An 18,128-nucleotide genomic window follows, 5' to 3' on the forward strand; every position below is an offset into this window, starting at 1 on the left:
GACTTGTAGGTTCCTCTGTTCCATGTTGATCACCGTTGGTAGGCGGCTCAGGGAGTCGAAGTTACTTGAAAGCGATCTAGAAGTAGATTCAGCAATGAAAGACAACAGAATCGCATGATTTCTTATTTAGAAGTCGCCTGTAAGTCGCTATCTGGCCGCGCCACAAGAGTGTCTTGCAACCTAGACACCACTTGTAAGTTACATCAAAACAATCTGAAAAATGACAAATCATCTGGAAGCGACTTTGAAAGAGGCTTCTATAGCCTGCCCAACCTTGCCGATCATGCCCTCGCCCTATCAAGAATGGCTTGAAGAGGCGGAACTTGGCCTTCTGGCCTTAGATGATTGCCGAATTGAGTGCGACAACATGACATGGGTTATTTCGTACTTATTCAACAGAATAAAGCTGCCTCATAAATGCATGTCCGGGCACTTGATGCTGAGCAATCGGAAGAAGTACGTCACACCGCACTACTGGATTCAACTGCCTGCTGGATATGTTGTCGATCTCCGACTTCGCATGTGGTTCGGGGATGACGAAGCAATCCCACATGGCATCTTCCAACCAGGCATGCACCCCAGGTTCATCTACTCCGGCAAGGAAGTTGAGCCATACAAGCTCACAGCTTCACTTGCCTCCATCCTCACAGACGGATTGATCTCTAACGTCAAACTGCCCAGCAAACAAAACCGTCCCCTGTGTAAATAGGGACAGGTCAACAGCACCAAGAGGGATACATGGACACCTCAACTAAATTCCTGATCGTCGTCTTCGGCGTTCCTCTCGCGCTCTCCGCATTCGAGCAACTGATGCACAGGATTGCAGGTGGCGCGCATTTCTGGCAGCAAGGCGAGAACATGCCGCGAGAACTCCGCAGGTCATCTGTGCTGATGAATGAGGAAGCAATCTCATGCACTCACCCCATCCCTATCCAAGGGCGTGTCGATCAAGTATTCCTCGCCCCAGGTGGAGAAGTCATTCCTCTTGATACCAAGACACGTTCGGCCCACCGGGTCATGGAATCAGACGTTGTTCAGTTGTCTGTCTACGCTGTAGCTCTACGTCAGAAGTACCCTACCGCGAACGTTAGCCACGGCTATATCAGAACAGTTGTTGGCTCCGTCAATGACAAAACTGTGGTCTATCACCGGGTTCGGTTGCTCAGCGACCGGGCTGTCGTTCGGATCGCTACAGGCTGAGCTGTGGCCTGTTCGCTTTTTCGCATGCGAAAAAGCGGCATGTTGTGGCTACTTTTTCGCATGCGAAAAAGGTGTCCCTGCGGTCCTACTCTGTCCTCTCAGAACAATTTAAGCGCTTAAACCGGCCTTCGTAGGTGCATCGGCCCTTTTGGGGCATTGCTGAAAACTTGCATTTTTTTAAAGGCGCATAGGATTTAAACAAACCGAAACATTCACTCACAAGGGGGCTGTATGCCTAACTCACCGTCATACCAAGAGCTGCAAACCGAGAGCTTCAAGCTGTCTACTCAGGAGGAAGCTACTCTGCGCCGATACAGCACCGTCACAGGTGTGCTGGTGTGTGCCCAAGCTGTATTCATCCCTGAGCTGGGAATTGCAGGCTCGGCGCTTGCTGGGGTGATCGGCATCGCACCTCTCGCCTACAAATTCTTCTGTGCTGAAGAAAACGCCAAGGGATTCACCACCCTCGTTTCCACTTTGATTCTCAGCCCCTTGCTGGGCCTTGTGATCGATTTGCTCATGCGCCTGCTCAAGCTCAACCTGATCTGAGCTAGCGGACCCCTGGCATGAAGACCCAAGACTGAAAGCAAGGTCTGCGTCGTCGCCAATATAGAAAGTAATCCATGAAGTTCAAGCTGTTTTCAAGGTCAGCTCCTACCCCTCCTTTGTCCGTCGATCAAGCCATCTGGGAAATACACAGCCAGTATCGCCGCCACAATCGCTGGAACATTCTGGCCAACATGATGAGGGCCATAGGTGTTCTTCTCTTTCCGTTGGCCTTCATCGTCCTCTCAATGAATGGCGGCAACTGGCCATGGTCTTCATCGGAAGAGTCAAAGGCGCACACCGCCTTCGTCAACGTGCGAGGGGAAATTGCTGCTGGCTCTTTGGCTGATTCTGACCGCCTGATCCCGGCCATTCAGAAAGCATTCAAGAATGAGCATTCCAAGGCCATCATCATCAAAATCAACTCGCCAGGTGGTAGCCCGGTTCCCTCCGGGCGTATCCACGATGAAATCTTGGTCCAACGCGCCAAGTTCCCTGAGAAGAAGGTTTATGCGGTCATTGACGACATCGGTGCATCTGGCGGCTACTACATCGCTGTTTCGGCCAATGAAATTTATGCAGACCGGGCGAGCCTGGTAGGCTCCATCGGAGTGATCAGCTCCACCTTCGGTTTCACCGGCCTCATGGACAAGCTAGGCATTGAACGTCGCGCGATAACCGCTGGCGAGCACAAGGCACTGCTTGACCCCTTCTCTCCCCTCTCGCCCGAGATCAAGAAATTCTGGGAGGCATTGTTGGCCCAGACCAATGAGCAGTTTGTCTCACGCGTAAAAACTGGTCGTGGTGATCGCCTTCAAGACGACCCCAAGATCTTCTCGGGCCTGATCTGGAACGGGGAGCAAGCCAAGAACCTGGGCCTTATCGATGGCCTGGGTAGCATGGAGCAGGTCGCCAGTGACGTTATTGGCGTCAGCAAGCTCGTTGACTACACCCCAAGCGAAGATTTCTTCAAGCGCATGTCTCAGCGCGCCAAGGTTGAAGCTCGCGCATTACTCAGCAACGCCCTCCCCTCCCTTCGCTAACTCCGTCGCTGGCAATGAAGCACCTGCCAAAAAATGTCATCGCAGCCCTGATCGTTGTCATTCTCTTCCTGTGCTTGCTCAGCTCCGCTCAGATCTAAATCAGCCGCTTCCAAATGAACATGAACGCCCCTACTTCCGCTCAAACTTCTGAACCTAAAGCGGTTCAGTTCCGAAATGCATTCATCAACATCTTTCTACCCATCTTCGGTTTAATCATCGCTGGCTTCCTGGGCTGGCAACTCTACAAGCTCAACGACATCACAAGCTCATTCGGCAAAGGCTCGTCCGTGAGCTTCAAGACAGAAGACGAATTCAACAATGCAGTGGCCAAAGCCTTCAACAAGATCGTTGAAGACAAACAGAAAGCCATGGCCCAGAGCAAGCTGCAGAAGTTCACTGCCGCTCCCGAATTTGTGCCTGATGGCAAGCACATCTACGGCTCCATGGATGCGCGCTACACACTGGTGGAGTTCTCCGACCTGGAGTGCCCATATTGCAAACGCTTCCACAACACGCCCAAGCAGCTCGTGGACGCCAGCAAAGGCAATGTGAACTGGCAATGGATGCACTACCCCCTGGACTTTCACAATCCTGCAGCTGCAGATCAGGCCATCGCATCTGAGTGCATCTCTGAACAACTGGGCAACCGCGCCTTCTGGGCTTTCTTAAACGATGTGTTTGTGCAGTCGCGTGGCAACGGTCAAGGCGTGCCCAATCTGGCTGAGCTGGCCACGGAAATTGGCGCTGACAGCAACAAGTTCCTCGAATGCGTCGGCTCTGGCAAATACCAGCAAAAAATCCAAGAGCACATGCAAAAGGCCGCGGCGCAAGGTATCAAGGCAACACCGGCAACTTTCGTTGTCGATAACCACACCGGCAAGATGCAGCTCGTGGCTGGTGCCCAGCCCGTGCAAGCGTTGATGGCTGCTGTCTCCAAGCTCAAGGCAGAAGCTGAAGAGGAAGCAGAAAGCCAGAACGGCCCTGGTGAACAAAGCGCTGTGCAAGACAAGAGTTAAAAGTCAGGAGCCATGAACATGAATGCCCCTGGCGTAATCGCCGTTGCGAACGGACCCAAGAAACCCAAGCTTCAGCTCAAGAGGGCAGTTTTGGAATACGTCGAAGGAATGGCCCTGGATCTTGGCGAAGTGCTAATGCTTGAGGTTCTGGAGCCAGCCGACCGTAAGGCTCTCCAAGACGCACAGCGCGTTTGTCTCAAACTGACATTGCAAAAGCGCCTGCACGGTGTTGACTCTTTCGTATGGGAGCAATTGCAGGCTGCGATGAAGGACGACTATAAAAAGGACGCCTGGGCATTCGAAGAAGAAGCACTTCTACTGACTGCGATGGGTTCCATCTGTGCACCTGAGATCGACATCGCCTTGCTTTCAAAGCGCATGAATAGATCCCCTTACTCTGTCGCGCTCAAAGCCTTGGAATTGGGCTATCTGCGCGCTCCTTCTTCCGACTGAAGACCTCGGCCACTATCGCAGTGGCTTAGCCTCCCACTCAAGGAGTCACCATGTCACGTATTAAAAATGCTCTGGTCCGCGCCCTGAAGGCTACGGCGGGTGATCTGGATGAAATCGTCAAAATAGACGGCCTAACCAAGCAGGAGCGTTTCGTCTTGCATTCGGCTCGGGAGATTTGTGAGCGCCTGATGACGGAACAGATACGAAGCCGCGTATCCAGCCCCCCTACCCCGTCCCAGGCCGAACGACATCACTCTGACAAGCCAAAGCCACCCCAGCAGTTGCCACGGAGTCAGAAAGGAAAGCCAGCTGAGCACAATCACCAGAAGCAATTCGCCAACCACGGCAAGCCCTGGTTGCCCAATGAGGTGGGCATCATCCAAAATGCTATCACCCTGGCCAGGGCTAAGGCGGTGGAGATCGATGTGCATCACCTCTCTACTCAACTAGGACGTTCGCCCTACTCTGTCGCGTCGAAGTTGGTACAGCACGGGTTCCTCAATGAAGATTGGGCGCAACAATTTCGCAAATAGCGCAAAGATCACAACACAGACTCAATGACTAGATAGACTGCATAGCAAGGCTTTTCGCATGCGAAAAAATCGGTAGCTGAAGTCCTTGCATTTTTCTTGATCGCAGTACCATAAATTAAGTCTGTCAATTGGAGGGATACAACCATGTCTACTGCAGCACCCAAGAAACAACCTCACCCCGACACCATCAATTCGCTCAAGGCACTGGAAAAGAGCCTCCCTCTTGAAGAGATGTCGCGCACCGATGGCTTCCTGCTTCATCACTCTTTGGTGGTCCCTCAACCAGGGTTCAATGCTCGCACCGCCTTCATGGACGAGGATGAGTACTTTGCAATGCCCGAGAACGCTGCCCGCGTTCGGATGTTTGCGGATGCCTATAAGGAAGGCAAGTACGTCCCGAACATCCTGGTGAAGGTCATTGGCGGCGTTGCCTATATCCGTGATGGCTACACACGCAAGCGCGGCTTGAATTTGGCCATTGCCGAAGGGGCGCTGATCCAGAAGATTTTCGTCACTGAGATGAAGGGTGACGACGCTGAACAGGCTTTGGTTGTCATCAACGGCAACAACGGCGCTCCTGTATCTGTTTTGTCCTGTGCGGTGCAATATCAGCTTCTTGAAAGCTGGGGCTGGAGCATTGCAGAGATGGCCAGACGCTCCAACGTGACTCCAGAAGCTGTTCGTTTCGCACTCTCGCTGTTGGATCTGCCTTTGCCTGTCAAAGTGATGATCCAGAAAAATGAAGTCTCTGCGACAACGGCTTTGGAGCAGTTCAACGAACATGGAAATGACGTTGTAGAGATCCTGGCCGAAGCAGTCAAAACGGCTAAGGCTGCGCTGCCTGTGAAAGCTGCAGACGATTCCAAAAGTGGCGAGGGGGAGGGTGCCAACCCAGCGAAGAAAAAGCGCGCGCTTGTGACGAAGAAGCACCTGAAAGCGACTGCCGCCCCCAAGATGAACAAAAAGATGGTGACGGCCATGCACACCAGCCTCTCAGGCCTCACCAGCCGCCTGGATAGCATCACACCATCGGATGATGGACAGGCGTTCCTCATGAAGCTGACCAGCGAAGATGTTGCTTTGCTGCGCGAACTGGCAGGAAAGCTGCCGCAGCTCACGCCCAAAGGCGAAGAAAAGAATGAAAATCAGGAAGAACTCAGTCTGGAATGAGCCAGTAGGCCCAGACTTCCCCCAGCTTTTTTCGCATGCGAAAAAGACTGGACATAACACTCAAGAGGCCACCGGGCGATCTAATGAACAAAGTCATCAAGCGCAAACACAAGGGTAAAGCCAAGGTCGTCAGCTTCTCCAACCAGAAGGGTGGGGTGGGGAAGTCAACGGTGTGCATCCAGACTGCCTTCTATCTCGCTATCAAAGAACAAGCAAAGACTCTTGTGCTGGACTTCGATGCCCAGGGCAACACATCCTCCCGACTTGTTCCACATGAAACAAATTCTGAGGGTGAGCTGGTCCCCGTTTACAGCGGTACTCGTGTGGTGGATTTGTTTAAAAAGGACATCGGCCCCATCGAAGTCATTCACTGCCCATGCGGTGTTGACCTCATTCACACACTAAAGAACGACCACGATCTCAGTGAGATCGAAACCGGCCTCACGCTTGTAGACGCATTGAATCCGCGTGAGAATTTGCGTGAACTCTTACAGCAGTACGACTATGTTTTGATCGACTGCCCGCCTAGCCTCGGCCGCAAGCTTTATGCTGCCCTCGCCATGAGCACCCATGTCGTAGCACCCGTCAAGCTGTCTGGTTTTGCTTACGATGGTCTAGAGGGCCTGCTGAGAACGTTGATCGGTGTTCAGCACTCTACGAATCCCGATCTTGAGATCTTGGGCGTCTTCATCAACGACCGCACGTCTTCGCTCAGCCATGAGCGTGCTGAAGAGAAGATACGCGCGGCTATCCCGGATCTCGTGTTCAAAAATACCATCAGAAACCGTCCCCCCCTGGATACAGCAACATCTGATGGGGTCCCGATCTGGACGCTCCCTTACGCTCACGTTGCCGCCAAAGAAGTGCTGGCCGTGATTAAAGAGCTGCTGTCGAAAGTGAACAAGAAATGAAGAACATCACCTCATTAACCGAACTGGCCGCTGTTGCTACGCGCGGCATTCAACAAGAGGACGGCAAACCTCTGTCCGTGGACATTGACGATATCGTCTCCAAGGCCCAGGTGCGCAAGCGCTTCAAGAACCTGGAAGAGCTTGCTGAAAGTCTCAAACTTGATGGCCAGATCAATGCCATCAACGTTGCTCCCAAGAACAAGGATGGCAAGTATGTGATCCTCAAAGGAGAGCGTCGCTGGCGAGCAGGCAAAATTGCCAAGCTCAAACAGATGAAGATCGTCATCGATACGCGGATGCAGGATGATCTGGACCGCACTGCGGAAGAGCTGGCAGAGAACATCCAACGTGAAAACCTCACGCCTTTTGAAATCGCTGATGGACTGAGCCAGTTCAAGGAAGCAGGGTGGACCAATGGCCAGATCTCCAAACGTGTGTCTAAAACTCCAGCGTTTGTATCTTTGTACCTGTCTCTGCTGAGCATACCCAGCTTCATTCGCGCGCTGAACGATGAGGACGTCACGAACGATGCCGAGACGCTGTACAACCTGAGTCGCATTCATGATCTGGCTCCGCAAAGAGCCATCGAGATTGTTGCCCTGGCCAAGGAAGAAAAGAGCCTATCTCGCACTGCCACCCGCGCCATCTTGAAAGAGCTGACCGCTGATGATGGGAAGGAACGTGGCAAGCGTGGACCTCAAGCCAAGGAGAGCAAGATAAAGCCCAACAGCAGCGACGACAGCAAGTCCGCAGCGGATAAGGCTCTCAATGCCAGCCAGGGCAAGCCTGATGCATCAAGTGCTGCCAGCGAGTCAGGCTCAACGGCCAGCTCTCAAGAGAGCACTGCCAAAGAGCTGGACAAGTCTGCAAAGATGAACAGTCCAGCAGCGCAAGATGCTGAGACGCAAACTACCGTGGCCAGCAAGCCCAACGATGCTCACAAGAAGCCAAGTCAACCAAGTGTTCAGAAGAATGTGAGCTTCAAAGCTGTCACACCAGGACAGATCATCCTGGCAGTTTCAGTCTCCATTGACGGCGTTGTTACAAATGCCGTGGTCATGAATGACCGGATTTCTCTTAAAGATGGCAGCGTTTGGGTGAAAACAGATGCTGGAAATGTAACTGAGGTGCTGGCCGAACAGATTACACTCCGGGGGGTTCAAGCAACCGACTAACTGTGGCTCATGACCATCTCGCGCGACACGAAGCGTAAATTCGATCTCATCAATGCGCTGTGTTCGCACGAGAAGCCTACCTTGCATGTTCTCCAAGAGACGACAAGCATCCCTTTGCAGACAATCAAACGCCAAATTGGCTTCCTACGGTCTGACTTTGGCATGCAGGTACGGTATGTCCGTGTCTCTGGGGGCGATAGAGGCTCCAACGGGTACTACACCATCGATGACTGGGGCATCATCGACATGAAGAACTTCCTGAAGCACTATGGAAAGTTCTGACGGAACACTCTTCCGCCAAGGATTTCCTGCAAACCTGCGTATCTCCACGCAGGTTTTTTTTTGACAGAACTGGCATTGAATGAGGGCTGGCGCATGCCAGGTTGCATTTCTGGGAAGCAGGGTAGGGTAGTGCACTACCCCAAAGAAGAGCATCACCATGAAATTCAAACGAATGGAACGTTTTGAGCGCGCGGCTTGGACACAGCGCGGACTCGCCATGGCCACCTCAAAGCCAGCACGTTTGGCAAAGAAGCTCCAAGAGAAATATCCGCTTATTTCAGATCAACTCCCAGCTCCGAAGCCATTTGACGCTGATGCAGAGCTGTCACGCCGTCAATCTCTGCTCGACAGCACAGAGGCGCGGCAGCGGGCGCATGAAGCTCGCTGCTGGCGCAAAGCTCGGGGAAATTTCTTCCGCGCTACTCCTGATCAGCAGGAAGCCATTCGTAGCACCTGGAAGGGCTGGAGAGGCCCGCTGACGGCTTTCTACTTCGGCTATGTGGTGGACGTAGCCACAGGCGAATATGAAGCACGCTGCCAGCGCGCACGAGACAAAGAACGGGCAAGGTCCATGGAGATCAGAGCTAGGGAGCGTCAAGCTCAGACCCTGCAGCTCCAGTTCGCCTGAAGCATGTGAAAGGCTGTGAGGATCGACATCGAGCACATCACCCCAAAAATACCCCATGGATTTCGCTCTTCACGGAGCCGGTGAGGGGCAACCGCTGGTTGACCCCAAAAACCCCCCCAAAAATTGTCCGAATAGCCCATTTTGGGCAACCATGTCGGGCATGTGACACTCTCAACCCCAAAAACCCCCCCGAAATTTTGACCGATAGGTTTGCCGGGAGCCAGCAGAGGAGAGGCAGTGATCAGCACCCGCTTTCCACCCCCTATTTTTGTCCAATTAAGGCAATGCGCCTGTTTCACCCCTATCAAAAGCTCATTTTGAGTAGCTTTTCCCCGTTCTAGATCTCAGCTCATCCGTTGGAAAGGGAAAAAAACTGTCCAAACGTACCAATTGAGGGGGGATGAAGGGCATACCTGTTCAGCTCAGAACCGCACATACCAATTGAGGGGTGTTAAGGCCGATTTTTTCCCAGTGGAAGTGCTCAACGTACCAACTGAGGGGGGTTGAGGCCAATTTTTTTCCTAAAAGCACTCTGCACGCCTATGCGATAGCTCACCACTAGCACAGATGGGCATAGCCATCAGGCCACAGTTAAGCACCTCAACGTGCCGCCTCAGAGCAGAAGGCGTTGTACCAATCCAGGGGGGATAAACAGATTTTTTGGCGCGATAGCGAAAAAGCACACGTACCAACTGAAGGGGGGATACGTACCAAATGAGGGGGGATGAACACTGAAATTTGCTTGATAGTGCTCCAGAAAATGGAGCACCAAACTGTGAATAACAGGAGCTATCGAGCAAATTTGGGTGACACCAATGATCCCAAATTAAGGTGTGTAAGAGCCCAAATCGGGGGTGACACCCTACCAACCAGCGGATGTTATCGAACCAATGGACGGGGCCTACCGTACCAATACGGGGGTGTTATGCCTCTGCAACCCATTGTCAACAAACAGCTTTTCGCTCTCTTTATTGTAGTTAGCGTATTAAAGTTTTTATTGTTTTTAACGGTGCGCTTTCGCGGTTTACAAAGGCAAAAAAATGCGGGACTCCCTGGGGTTCTAAAAACGTTGCAGCGGTAGAGCACAGAAGAAAATTTTTCCCGATAGCTAACCAATGCAGCGACGACTCACGGAGTCAGACAGAAGACGTTCCACACGTACAAAACCACATGGTTAGATCAGGAACCAAAAAAAGGGGTCTACCGTACCAATTGAGGGGTGCTAACGAGCAATTTTTCTGCATGGCTGAGGGAGTCATCCCTCTAAAAGGGTCGCTGCTGAAAAGCTATCGAGACAAAATTCGGACTGGGTGCGGTTTTTTCCTGTTTACGCCAAAAATTTCCCAAAACAAGGGAGCTATCAGCACAAATTAAGGCTTGCAACGTACCAACTGAGGGGTGTTGAAGTACCAATACCCGGCATTCTTCGTACCAATCAAAGGGTGTCATTGCTCTATAAGTTGTTGATAACAAACAACTTAATTAAGTCCTTATAGTATCTATGCCTCTAGGTATCTATGTTTTTACGGTGCGCGCGATGAGCAAGTGCACACCTATTGCAATCCTGCAAAAAAATGAATAAATTCCGGGGTGATAATCCGTTGGCAATCAATAAATTTTTCTCAAATCGGCTCCAGGATCAGGAAAATTCCTTGTCTTGGTTAGGGCAACAAAAAGGGCGAAGCCATGGCCAAAGACGTTGAAGCAGAAGAATTCAATCTGCCGATGACCGATGCTGACCGGCAAATTGGCCTGTCTGGCTTCCCTGACCCCGAACCTGATTCGAAAAAGCGATTTCGCCGCGTCAACGTCAGAGCAGCAAAAGCTCGGCCTGAGTCCATCAGGAAGAACTATCCGCTCATCCATTCGTTGACTGCAACATTGCAGACAAATCATCAGCAGAAGCTGATGAACATGATCATCAAGTGCGTCCAGACGCAAGAGCGCGATGCTGATGGTTTTTGGTCGATGCCATTTTCGGATTTGAAGGTTGCACTCAACCTCAACACCAACAATCGCACCCACATCTCTGCAGTCGCAAATTCGATGCAGGAGATCAAGATGCACTTCGACATGGCGTCGAAGGATCTGAAGAATCCCAAGCTGGTGTGGATTGTGTTCGTGCCGACCATCCTGTACGAATCTGGCGAAGTGCGCTTCAAGATCAACAGCGATGTTGAGCATCTTTTTTCTAAAGACCATCGATACGCGTTGCTCGAAGAGCGCGAGATGGCCGCTCTCAAGCTTCAGTGCTCGGTACGGCTGTACGAACTCGTCTGCCAGGATGCTGGTATCCAGCACTCCGCACTGATGCCATGGGAAATGCTGCGTGGCCTGATCATGGCCAAGGACATTCCGAAGAAGGCCGAGACATGGAGCGGCTTCAGCGAGCGATATTTGATTCCATCGATCCATGAGGTTTCGATGCAGACCCGGTTCAACGTTGAGCTGGATGTCATCAAGCGGGGCAAATTCGTTCATCAGGTCCGTCTGCTGATCAAGCTGAAAAACAACCGGCAAGAAGTTCTCTCTGGCATCAGCGAAACACCTGCGCATGCTCAGATGCGTGGCTTCCTTGAAGGCTGGCCTCTCCCTAACGGTGACATCCTCAGCCTTTTCGGTAAGTACTCCATCGAGGACATACAAAACGCATACGCCCACACGCTGTACCGCTCGAAGTTTGAAAAGTACCAGCTCAAGCACCCACACAAGTATTTCTTGCGTAGCTTGGAGCACAAGTATTTCAAGGACTACCCCGATTGCGCGAAGGTGATGGGGCTTATCTTCGTCTCGGCTGTTCGCAACGAAGTTGATGACGTAGTGCCTGATGCCCGCAGGTCTAATGTCGAAGACACAGTGACGATTGAAGATATCGATAGGCGAGTCATGCTGCGTCGGCAAACCGAGCTACAAGGGATGGTTGATGGCATGCCTGCAGAGCAGCGCCATGCTCTGTTCTCCAAGTACAACGACACGCTGAAGGATGATCGATTCAAGCTCAACATCGGACGGCGCAACCGTGCCGGAAGCATGTCGATGTTCAGGCACTGGTACGGCGAAACGGTCTATGGTGCCATTTCTGCCGAAGAGCGTGAGTTGGCAAAGCAAGCGATCCTAGCTGAGGCCGTGGCGACTACCTACTGAGTTTGGTCTTGCATTTTTAACGATGCCGGTACTCTGGTTGTCAGTCACAACAGGAGTCCAGCATGTTTCAGACCGCCGATCTATTTGGGTTTGTCGCACCAGCAATTCAGCCAGGTGCGAAGGCAAGTGCCAAGGCCAAGCCCTTCATCATCGACATCAATGCCAAAGCACCGATTCCTGCTGCTGTCCGTGCACAGCTGAAAAGGGATGCACAAAACGTGCGCGCCTGCGCTGAGCGCAAAGGCCTGAGCATGGACCACTGGGAAGAAATGGATGAGGTAGACCATGCGAAAAATCACTTTGAGCTGGGATGCTGGCTGTACTTCTATCAACGGTCTTTCTATGACCTGAGCAAAGACAATATCAATGAGCGCGTGCAGTGCATGCTGCGCCTGTTCTTGAATGGATTCACTAACCCCGGCTATAGCTTCTACACGGTCTTCGATTTCGGTGAGCGCCAATTCGATTCGATCATGGAGATGGGAGACAGCGAGCGTGTGAAGGCAGAGATGCAAAAGGCTTTGCCCCTGGACAAGACAGGCAAAATTGCAGCTGCGTTCAGCTACCATGGCTGGTCCACAAATTGAAAAAGGTGAGGGGATGAAGCAGGCGATTTTCACCATTTTTGAAGATGCTCCGGGCTACTGGTTCGTGCCATACGAACAAGAAGCTGCAGCGAAGGCAAACCCCGAAAAGTTTCGGCAGGATGTCTACCAAACCAAGATCGCAGCCTGCCGCGCTACTCTTGCTTTGGCCAAGGAAGTTGGTGCAACTGAGCTTCATCTGCACGGGTTTGGTTCAACCACAACAATCAAGAAAGAAGCCGCTGCACAGGGCATCAAGCCCATGGTCTACTGGCCAGCAGCTTCTACGAAAATTGCTCCGTTTGCACGAGGAAAGTAAGGCGACTTTTTCGCATGCGAAAAACTTCGACAGTGGAGAATGTTTCGCGTCGGTTGATCGACGACTTATTCCCAGAAACCTTACCTAAGCGCACGAAGCCTCGCGTGTTGATGCATGTCAGCGATGCTGGCCAAGTGGATTCCGGCAAGCCGGAGGACATAGGCAAGCCGCTGTGCAAAATGACCTGCAGACGCTGCGGCGCTGAGAGCGATTACATGATCTTCGGGACCATCACAGCTGCGAAACGCGGCATCCCATGCAAAGCCTGCAATACGCTAGGAAGTACGTCATGAAGGAACTGACAGCTCAAGCTGTTTTCGATGAGGCTTTCAAGCCTGGGCGCGCTCCACGCAGCGAGCCATACATGCAAGGTGTACTGGCATCGCTGCGTGTTCGTATTGACAGGTTGCCGAAGGTGCCATGCCCGTATGTGGTCGGCACTGCTGATTCAGATGCCTTCTTCGCAGGAGTCGAGGAAGGGCGTGATCTATCACCTGAAGACGGTCAACCTGGACTGCTCGATGTGTATGCTTTTCTGGATGAAATAGAGCAGGGAGAAAACAGCTCTGTTCATGGAGTGAACCCAGAGAGCATCCAGCGATAGCTGAGTGAAGCTGATGGCCTCCTCGATCTGCTTTTGTCTTGCGCTACCCGCTTCTGCATTGGCGAATAGGTAGCGCTTGCATTTTTCAGGGCTATGAAAGACTGATTGCATCGTTTCAAGGATTTCCCCATGAGCATGCACACAGTCACAACTCGCAAACTCAGTGAGCGCGATGGATCGCCTCGTCTTTGGCTTGAGGGCAAGCGACTTCTCAACTCGGGCTTTGAGCCTGGACATCAGTTTGTTGTTGAACCCTACGGCCTCGGTGTCGTGCTTAAACTTCAAGAGCAGGGCACGAACAAAGTCGCTCGCCGTGAGCGTAAGAAGGACGGGCGCATTGATTCCATCATCGATGTCCGAGACTCCACCGCCCTGGCTCCGCTGATGGGGTGCAAGGCCATCCGCGTGGTCTTCGGTGAACGTCAAGTCTTTGTCTCTCCTATGGCCTCGGAGCTGCGTTTGATTCGCCGCGTCAAGCGTTTGATGGAGCGCTTGAAGGCGGGCAAGAGTCTCGCCACTGCGGGGGTAGCCAGCGGCGGTGGAGTGCTGGACCACGCGTTACATGCGGGCCTGCGCAAGGCCGGTATCAAGGCGCATCTGCACGCCTTCAATGAGATCCGCGAAGACCTCACAGAACAAGCGTTGGAATACAACGAATTACTCAATGACTCCACCATCGTATTGAACCTTCCTTTGCAGGAGCTGGCTTTCGATGAAATGGTGATGGACCGCATCGGTGAGGTTGACGTTGTTTGCATGGGCCTTCCGTGTTCTGGTGCCTCCAAAGCGGGCCGAGCAAAGCGACGTACAGACATGCCCGAAGCTCACCCGGATGTGGGGCATCTGGTCGCCGGAGCAATTGCCCTCCTGGCCAAGCTGAACGCATCTGTGTGCATCTTTGAGAATGTGATCCCCTGGGGCAATTCAGCCAGTGCATGCATTCTTCGTCAACAACTGCGCGATATGGCCTATGAGACGCATGAGCGCGTTCTTAGCGGCCCGGAATTCGGTGATTTGGAAGCCCGTGAGCGCTTCTATATGGTGGCTGTATCGCGTGGGATAGACTTTAATTTCGAGGCCATGGCCAGCAAGCCAGCGTGCTCGTCGCGCACTCTGGCAGATGTATTGGAGCCAGAGGAAGTCGTGAAGGACCGTTGGTCAACGATGGACGGACTCAAAGCAAAGCAAGAGCGCGACAAAGAGGCGGGGAAGAATTTCATGATGCGCGTCTTCAAGGCCGAAGACACGTTCATTGGTGCGTTGACTAAGGGCATCACAAAAAACCGCAGCACCGACCCGAAAATTCAGCACCCGACGAACCCTGAGTTGCTGCGCGTGCCTACAGCCATCGAGCATGCAGCGTGCAAAGGAATTCCTAAGCATTTGATTGAAGGCCTGCCCCAGACCAAGGCCAATGAGTTGCTGGGACAAAGCGTCACTTACGGTGCGGCTTCATCGCTCGGTGAGCATGCTGGGCGTGAGATCTTGCGTTGGGCTAATTCGTTTGGTCACTGCGTCAAGACCGCACTGCAGCAGCTGCGCAAGACTGTGCCCGTGGGGCAAAGTGAATTGTTCAGCGCTGCAGCGTGAGTGCGTTGCACCCATCAAAGATGCGGGTGGTACTGTCTGGCCATCTGGCGTGCCTGTGCGAAGCCTCGACACACAGATTCACAAACTGGTTTCTGAGCGCGAAGAAACATGAGGGCAGGGCCAATGCTGGGAACTTCAATTCCGTCGCGGGTGGAATTGAGATGGCCGAGATGGCTGGGCAGGTAGTCTTGCCATCCCACAAATTCTGGATACGGGATCAGGTGATGGCTTCCGCTGTCTCTCGATTGCACGCGCAGCCAGCTGCTCCCGTCCGCCATTTGTATGAAAAGGACAGAGCGAAGTGGATCAACCCATGGCCAGGGCGGCAGTGCATTGCGCAGAGCCTCCCCAACGACCAGCTTTGGTGCCATGGCAGCTGGGGTAGGCCTGGACGGTGGAGAGTTGGTAGGGCGAGCTTTTGCAGCAAGTGCTTGGGACATGGCCAGTGCCTGCAGAGCCTCACTGGCCAGCTGGGCTTCGTATTCATTTTTCAAGCGTGCAAGAAGCTCGTGGGTATTGCTGATCAGGATCTGGCGCTCTTCCTCAGTCAGCTCTCGGCCATTGCCAGACGATACGGAATAGGCAGGCTGGCTCAAGTCGATACCTGCAGCATAGCCATCCTTGGTAATGCATGTAGATCCAATGAGCTTGATGTCACCAGCATCGTCCACCACGTAGATACGCTTGTGGATCGGGTGATTGCAGTTGGGGAACATGCAGCGAACCCGGTTCTCTTGATTGACAGAGACGATGGCTAAAAGTCGGCGTTGATTCATGGTTCCCCCCATACACTGCTGGTGCCCAATCATCAGGCGCTGGCTGCTGGGATTGTCACAAAGAAACGGAGAGGAATGAAATGATCGAACGGGACAAGCTACCCGAGCAAGAGACGATGGTTGGTTTCATGGAGGAAAACGATGTGCAGGGTGTTTATTACGGCCTGCAACTTGCAGAGCGCGCATACGGCGGCGGTGTGCGCGCGGGTATCGATGCCCTGGTTCACAAGCCCAAGGAATTTGATGCGGCGGTCGCAACGTACTTGAGACAGCCCAATCGACAGGTTCAAATGCACACTGCCATTTTTGGCGGCGGCGGCCTGCTTTTCGGAGCGTTAGCTGCTAAAGATCTGATCAATGGAAGCGAAGATAACTTTCTGACCGTTCTCAAGGCTGCGATTGCTGTATTTGGGGTGCTTGCAGCACTGCATGAGAGGATGAAGAGGGCCGTCATGGGCAAGATGATTGATTCGATCAGTGCAGCCCTAGACTCCACACCCGCAAGTTTGAATCGTGAAAGATATTCGGCGTTCTTGCATGAAAATCCCCAGCTCAAGGCTTTTGCTGAAAGGCTCAACCAGGCGAGCGAACTTCCAACGTTGCGTGATCTGGTTGCGCTGAAGTTTCATGAGATTGACCTGTTAGGAGCAGTGAGCAGCTGAGCATGTCCAAGCAGTACGAAAAGCACAAATTGAGCCGCTGGGTTCGGGAGGACGAAATCGGTCGCGTCACTGCTTGGCTGCGTGCATTTCGCGCGGCGCTTGAACAGTTGGGTCTTCCAGGCGCGACAATTCGCTACGGTGACAAACGCACGCTTCAGGAGTGGATTCGGCAGGACGGCTCCCTCGTACTGGAGCGGGCCGACAACATCGTTCCACTGGCAACAAAGACCCCGAACTTGGTTCCGCAGGTAGTAGTGCATTTGCAAGTTCTCTTGCCTTCAGACGCACAGAGTTTTGGCATTTCTCAGGTTGTGCTTGATAAGCTGGTGTCCACGTTCAATGCGTTCATCGACCACAAGCCTAAGGCTCGTACACCGGTCCAGGCCCAGGCTCCAGCCGTGACGATTGTGGAGTTTTTGGCCCACTTCCACGCAGTGATGCAAGAGCTACCGAGTGAAAGTACGGATTGGGGGTTGTTCAGTATTCATGCCAGGGAGACGGTTGCTCGAATTGGAAAAGTGAAGGTGAGTGTCGAGCAATTGCAGTTCGCAGAAAGCCTCTTCGAGCATCTGATCAACCGTCAGAAGAAGTTGGTCATTTCTTACCAGCGCTTCTTGCATTCAGGTCAAGTTCGTATCACCCAGAGAAACGGGGTGTTCGTCTGGAGTGATGTACACATAGCCTGCAGTCTCTATGCAAGGGCTGTGGGCATGAGTGGCTTCGTATGGTGAGGGACGTTGGGATGGGTTCAGATTTCAAGCAGCTGCTGGCCAGCATAGACAAGGACCATTTGGCCAAGATCATCGACCGACAGAATGCTCAGAGTTGTGGCCTGACTCTGGATGAGTACGAAGCTTCTATGGCATACAACAAGTCGCTGCAGGAGGAGGGCGCGTTGTACCTCGGAAAGCCGGTAAATGAGTGGCCTGCACTTGTTTTCAACTGGGACTATTCCCAAGCTGGCCAGCACTTCGCAATGGATGGAGTGCCCGAGCATGCGATGCTTGAGATGTACCCAAATGGCCTGCGCTTGGGTCACATGCCGCTGCGCGAGTTCGATCAAAATCTGGCCCGCTACTGCCGCCGCGACACGGAAAAAGAGCTGTGGTCACACGGGTCTGATTGGCGACTGGCCCAGGTGATAGCTCATCTGCGCCGTGGGATGCCAATGACCCCGCCGCTTGTGATTCGCGTTAAAGATGAAGCTTTTTTCAGCGGTGGCAATCATCGCTACGCCGCAGCAAAGGCCGTGGGCTTAGCCGTCATTCCGTTCTATGTGAACGAAGACGATGTGACCGAGATTGAAGAGATTCTGGATGTGACCTGGGGGCAACCGCGTTGAGTATGGGCGCTGGCCTTAATTGCCCATCATGCAGATACGCAATGACCGGCCTGCTTTTACTGCACCACCAGCAACAATCGCCTCGAAGCGGGTATCTATCTAGGACGGTTCTGGGATTCTCTGGTTGCCGCCTCTTTCCACGGCCATTGC

General features: G+C 52.8%; 21 protein-coding genes. 20 read left to right on the plus strand and 1 reads right to left on the minus strand.

Going from position 1 to position 18,128, the window contains the following annotated elements; translation table 11 throughout:
- The first annotated feature begins 220 nt into the window (after positions 1 to 220).
- The 17 genes from P353_RS07750 (at position 221) to P353_RS07830 (ending at position 15,198) form a co-directional block, all read left to right on the plus strand.
- On the plus strand, positions 221 to 709 hold the full coding sequence (locus P353_RS07750) for a hypothetical protein (protein WP_198529036.1): 489 nt from the start codon (positions 221 to 223) through the stop codon (positions 707 to 709).
- A 29-nt stretch (positions 710 to 738) separates the two neighbouring features.
- The gene (locus P353_RS07755) at positions 739 to 1,200 is read left to right on the plus strand and encodes a PD-(D/E)XK nuclease family protein (protein ID WP_052084773.1); all 462 of its coding nucleotides are present in this window, start codon (positions 739 to 741) and stop codon (positions 1,198 to 1,200) included.
- Positions 1,201 to 1,431: 231 nt separating this feature from the next.
- Positions 1,432 to 1,749, plus strand: coding sequence for a hypothetical protein (locus tag P353_RS07760; RefSeq protein WP_046462385.1), 318 nt, complete (start codon positions 1,432 to 1,434; stop codon positions 1,747 to 1,749).
- 74 nt (positions 1,750 to 1,823) lie between these two features.
- Complete coding sequence (gene sppA, locus P353_RS07765; RefSeq protein WP_052084774.1) at positions 1,824 to 2,789, plus strand: signal peptide peptidase SppA; 966 nt, start codon at positions 1,824 to 1,826, stop codon at positions 2,787 to 2,789.
- A 113-nt stretch (positions 2,790 to 2,902) separates the two neighbouring features.
- Positions 2,903 to 3,805 (plus strand): DsbA family protein, encoded by a 903-nt coding sequence (locus P353_RS07770; RefSeq protein ID WP_198529037.1) that lies wholly within the window; start codon positions 2,903 to 2,905, stop codon positions 3,803 to 3,805.
- Between the two features lie 12 nt (positions 3,806 to 3,817).
- Complete coding sequence (locus tag P353_RS07775) at positions 3,818 to 4,258, plus strand: hypothetical protein (protein ID WP_034367534.1); 441 nt, start codon at positions 3,818 to 3,820, stop codon at positions 4,256 to 4,258.
- A gap of 50 nt (positions 4,259 to 4,308) precedes the next feature.
- Positions 4,309 to 4,791 (plus strand): hypothetical protein, encoded by a 483-nt coding sequence (locus tag P353_RS07780; protein WP_034367536.1) that lies wholly within the window; start codon positions 4,309 to 4,311, stop codon positions 4,789 to 4,791.
- A gap of 144 nt (positions 4,792 to 4,935) precedes the next feature.
- A complete protein-coding gene (locus P353_RS07785; protein WP_157839539.1) occupies positions 4,936 to 5,961 on the plus strand; it encodes a chromosome partitioning protein ParB in 1,026 nt (341 codons plus the stop codon).
- An 83-nt stretch (positions 5,962 to 6,044) separates the two neighbouring features.
- Positions 6,045 to 6,872: a ParA family protein gene (locus tag P353_RS07790; RefSeq protein WP_052084776.1), complete on the plus strand. Its 828-nt coding sequence runs from the start codon at positions 6,045 to 6,047 to the stop codon at positions 6,870 to 6,872.
- Positions 6,869 to 8,047 (plus strand): ParB/RepB/Spo0J family partition protein, encoded by a 1,179-nt coding sequence (locus P353_RS27480; protein ID WP_052084777.1) that lies wholly within the window; start codon positions 6,869 to 6,871, stop codon positions 8,045 to 8,047. The genes P353_RS07790 and P353_RS27480 overlap by 4 nt, the downstream gene beginning before the upstream one ends.
- A 9-nt stretch (positions 8,048 to 8,056) precedes the next feature.
- Positions 8,057 to 8,329: a helix-turn-helix domain-containing protein gene (locus tag P353_RS07800; protein WP_034367538.1), complete on the plus strand. Its 273-nt coding sequence runs from the start codon at positions 8,057 to 8,059 to the stop codon at positions 8,327 to 8,329.
- 157 nt (positions 8,330 to 8,486) lie between these two features.
- Positions 8,487 to 8,957: a hypothetical protein gene (locus P353_RS07805; protein WP_131367707.1), complete on the plus strand. Its 471-nt coding sequence runs from the start codon at positions 8,487 to 8,489 to the stop codon at positions 8,955 to 8,957.
- Positions 8,958 to 10,643: 1,686 nt separating this feature from the next.
- Positions 10,644 to 12,101 carry a replication initiation protein gene (locus tag P353_RS07810; protein WP_034396707.1) on the plus strand — a complete coding sequence of 486 codons (1,458 nt, stop codon included), beginning with the start codon at positions 10,644 to 10,646 and terminating at the stop codon, positions 12,099 to 12,101.
- 62 nt (positions 12,102 to 12,163) lie between these two features.
- Positions 12,164 to 12,688 (plus strand): hypothetical protein, encoded by a 525-nt coding sequence (locus P353_RS07815; protein ID WP_052052891.1) that lies wholly within the window; start codon positions 12,164 to 12,166, stop codon positions 12,686 to 12,688.
- The gene (locus tag P353_RS07820) at positions 12,669 to 13,004 is read left to right on the plus strand and encodes a hypothetical protein (protein WP_131367706.1); all 336 of its coding nucleotides are present in this window, start codon (positions 12,669 to 12,671) and stop codon (positions 13,002 to 13,004) included. Before P353_RS07815 ends, P353_RS07820 begins: the two co-directional genes overlap by 20 nt.
- Positions 13,005 to 13,293: 289 nt before the next feature.
- A complete protein-coding gene (locus P353_RS29075; protein WP_157839540.1) occupies positions 13,294 to 13,608 on the plus strand; it encodes a hypothetical protein in 315 nt (104 codons plus the stop codon).
- A gap of 129 nt (positions 13,609 to 13,737) precedes the next feature.
- Positions 13,738 to 15,198: a DNA cytosine methyltransferase gene (locus P353_RS07830; RefSeq protein WP_157839541.1), complete on the plus strand. Its 1,461-nt coding sequence runs from the start codon at positions 13,738 to 13,740 to the stop codon at positions 15,196 to 15,198.
- A 14-nt stretch (positions 15,199 to 15,212) separates the two neighbouring features.
- Here P353_RS07830 and P353_RS29080 read toward each other — a convergent pair whose 3' ends face one another.
- Positions 15,213 to 15,974: a hypothetical protein gene (locus tag P353_RS29080; protein WP_157839542.1), complete on the minus strand. Its 762-nt coding sequence runs from the start codon at positions 15,972 to 15,974 to the stop codon at positions 15,213 to 15,215.
- Between the two features lie 80 nt (positions 15,975 to 16,054).
- Between P353_RS29080 and P353_RS07840 the strand changes: the two genes are divergently transcribed.
- The 3 genes from P353_RS07840 to P353_RS07850 are packed head-to-tail and all read left to right on the plus strand — an operon-like array spanning position 16,055 to position 17,978.
- On the plus strand, positions 16,055 to 16,636 hold the full coding sequence (locus P353_RS07840; RefSeq protein ID WP_034367553.1) for a hypothetical protein: 582 nt from the start codon (positions 16,055 to 16,057) through the stop codon (positions 16,634 to 16,636).
- A 2-nt stretch (positions 16,637 to 16,638) separates the two neighbouring features.
- Positions 16,639 to 17,367: a hypothetical protein gene (locus P353_RS07845; RefSeq protein WP_034367557.1), complete on the plus strand. Its 729-nt coding sequence runs from the start codon at positions 16,639 to 16,641 to the stop codon at positions 17,365 to 17,367.
- A gap of 11 nt (positions 17,368 to 17,378) precedes the next feature.
- Complete coding sequence (locus P353_RS07850; protein WP_052084780.1) at positions 17,379 to 17,978, plus strand: hypothetical protein; 600 nt, start codon at positions 17,379 to 17,381, stop codon at positions 17,976 to 17,978.
- The last annotated feature ends 150 nt before the right edge of the window (positions 17,979 to 18,128 follow it).

Source organism: Comamonas testosteroni (assembly GCF_000761245.1).
In the GTDB taxonomy this organism is placed as follows: Bacteria; Pseudomonadota; Gammaproteobacteria; order Burkholderiales; family Burkholderiaceae_C; genus Comamonas; species Comamonas testosteroni_C.

What these genes read in the sequence shown, in the direction of transcription:
- P353_RS07785 (WP_157839539.1), top strand. Translation starts at nt 4,936, where the DNA reads ATGTCTACTGCAGCACCCAAGAAACAACCTCACCCCGACACCATCAAT.
- P353_RS07780 (WP_034367536.1), top strand. Translation starts at nt 4,309, where the DNA reads ATGTCACGTATTAAAAATGCTCTGGTCCGCGCCCTGAAGGCTACGGCG.
- P353_RS07810 (WP_034396707.1), top strand. Translation starts at nt 10,644, where the DNA reads ATGGCCAAAGACGTTGAAGCAGAAGAATTCAATCTGCCGATGACCGAT.
- P353_RS07800 (WP_034367538.1), top strand. Translation starts at nt 8,057, where the DNA reads ATGACCATCTCGCGCGACACGAAGCGTAAATTCGATCTCATCAATGCG.
- P353_RS07850 (WP_052084780.1), top strand. Translation starts at nt 17,379, where the DNA reads ATGGGTTCAGATTTCAAGCAGCTGCTGGCCAGCATAGACAAGGACCAT.
- P353_RS27480 (WP_052084777.1), top strand. Translation starts at nt 6,869, where the DNA reads ATGAAGAACATCACCTCATTAACCGAACTGGCCGCTGTTGCTACGCGC.
- sppA (WP_052084774.1), top strand. Translation starts at nt 1,824, where the DNA reads ATGAAGTTCAAGCTGTTTTCAAGGTCAGCTCCTACCCCTCCTTTGTCC.
- P353_RS07775 (WP_034367534.1), top strand. Translation starts at nt 3,818, where the DNA reads ATGAACATGAATGCCCCTGGCGTAATCGCCGTTGCGAACGGACCCAAG.
- P353_RS07750 (WP_198529036.1), top strand. Translation starts at nt 221, where the DNA reads ATGACAAATCATCTGGAAGCGACTTTGAAAGAGGCTTCTATAGCCTGC.
- P353_RS29080 (WP_157839542.1), bottom strand. Translation starts at nt 15,974, where the DNA reads ATGAATCAACGCCGACTTTTAGCCATCGTCTCTGTCAATCAAGAGAAC.
- P353_RS29075 (WP_157839540.1), top strand. Translation starts at nt 13,294, where the DNA reads ATGAAGGAACTGACAGCTCAAGCTGTTTTCGATGAGGCTTTCAAGCCT.
- P353_RS07840 (WP_034367553.1), top strand. Translation starts at nt 16,055, where the DNA reads ATGATCGAACGGGACAAGCTACCCGAGCAAGAGACGATGGTTGGTTTC.
- P353_RS07820 (WP_131367706.1), top strand. Translation starts at nt 12,669, where the DNA reads ATGGCTGGTCCACAAATTGAAAAAGGTGAGGGGATGAAGCAGGCGATT.
- P353_RS07815 (WP_052052891.1), top strand. Translation starts at nt 12,164, where the DNA reads ATGTTTCAGACCGCCGATCTATTTGGGTTTGTCGCACCAGCAATTCAG.
- P353_RS07830 (WP_157839541.1), top strand. Translation starts at nt 13,738, where the DNA reads ATGAGCATGCACACAGTCACAACTCGCAAACTCAGTGAGCGCGATGGA.
- P353_RS07805 (WP_131367707.1), top strand. Translation starts at nt 8,487, where the DNA reads ATGAAATTCAAACGAATGGAACGTTTTGAGCGCGCGGCTTGGACACAG.
- P353_RS07760 (WP_046462385.1), top strand. Translation starts at nt 1,432, where the DNA reads ATGCCTAACTCACCGTCATACCAAGAGCTGCAAACCGAGAGCTTCAAG.
- P353_RS07770 (WP_198529037.1), top strand. Translation starts at nt 2,903, where the DNA reads ATGAACATGAACGCCCCTACTTCCGCTCAAACTTCTGAACCTAAAGCG.
- P353_RS07755 (WP_052084773.1), top strand. Translation starts at nt 739, where the DNA reads ATGGACACCTCAACTAAATTCCTGATCGTCGTCTTCGGCGTTCCTCTC.
- P353_RS07845 (WP_034367557.1), top strand. Translation starts at nt 16,639, where the DNA reads ATGTCCAAGCAGTACGAAAAGCACAAATTGAGCCGCTGGGTTCGGGAG.
- P353_RS07790 (WP_052084776.1), top strand. Translation starts at nt 6,045, where the DNA reads ATGAACAAAGTCATCAAGCGCAAACACAAGGGTAAAGCCAAGGTCGTC.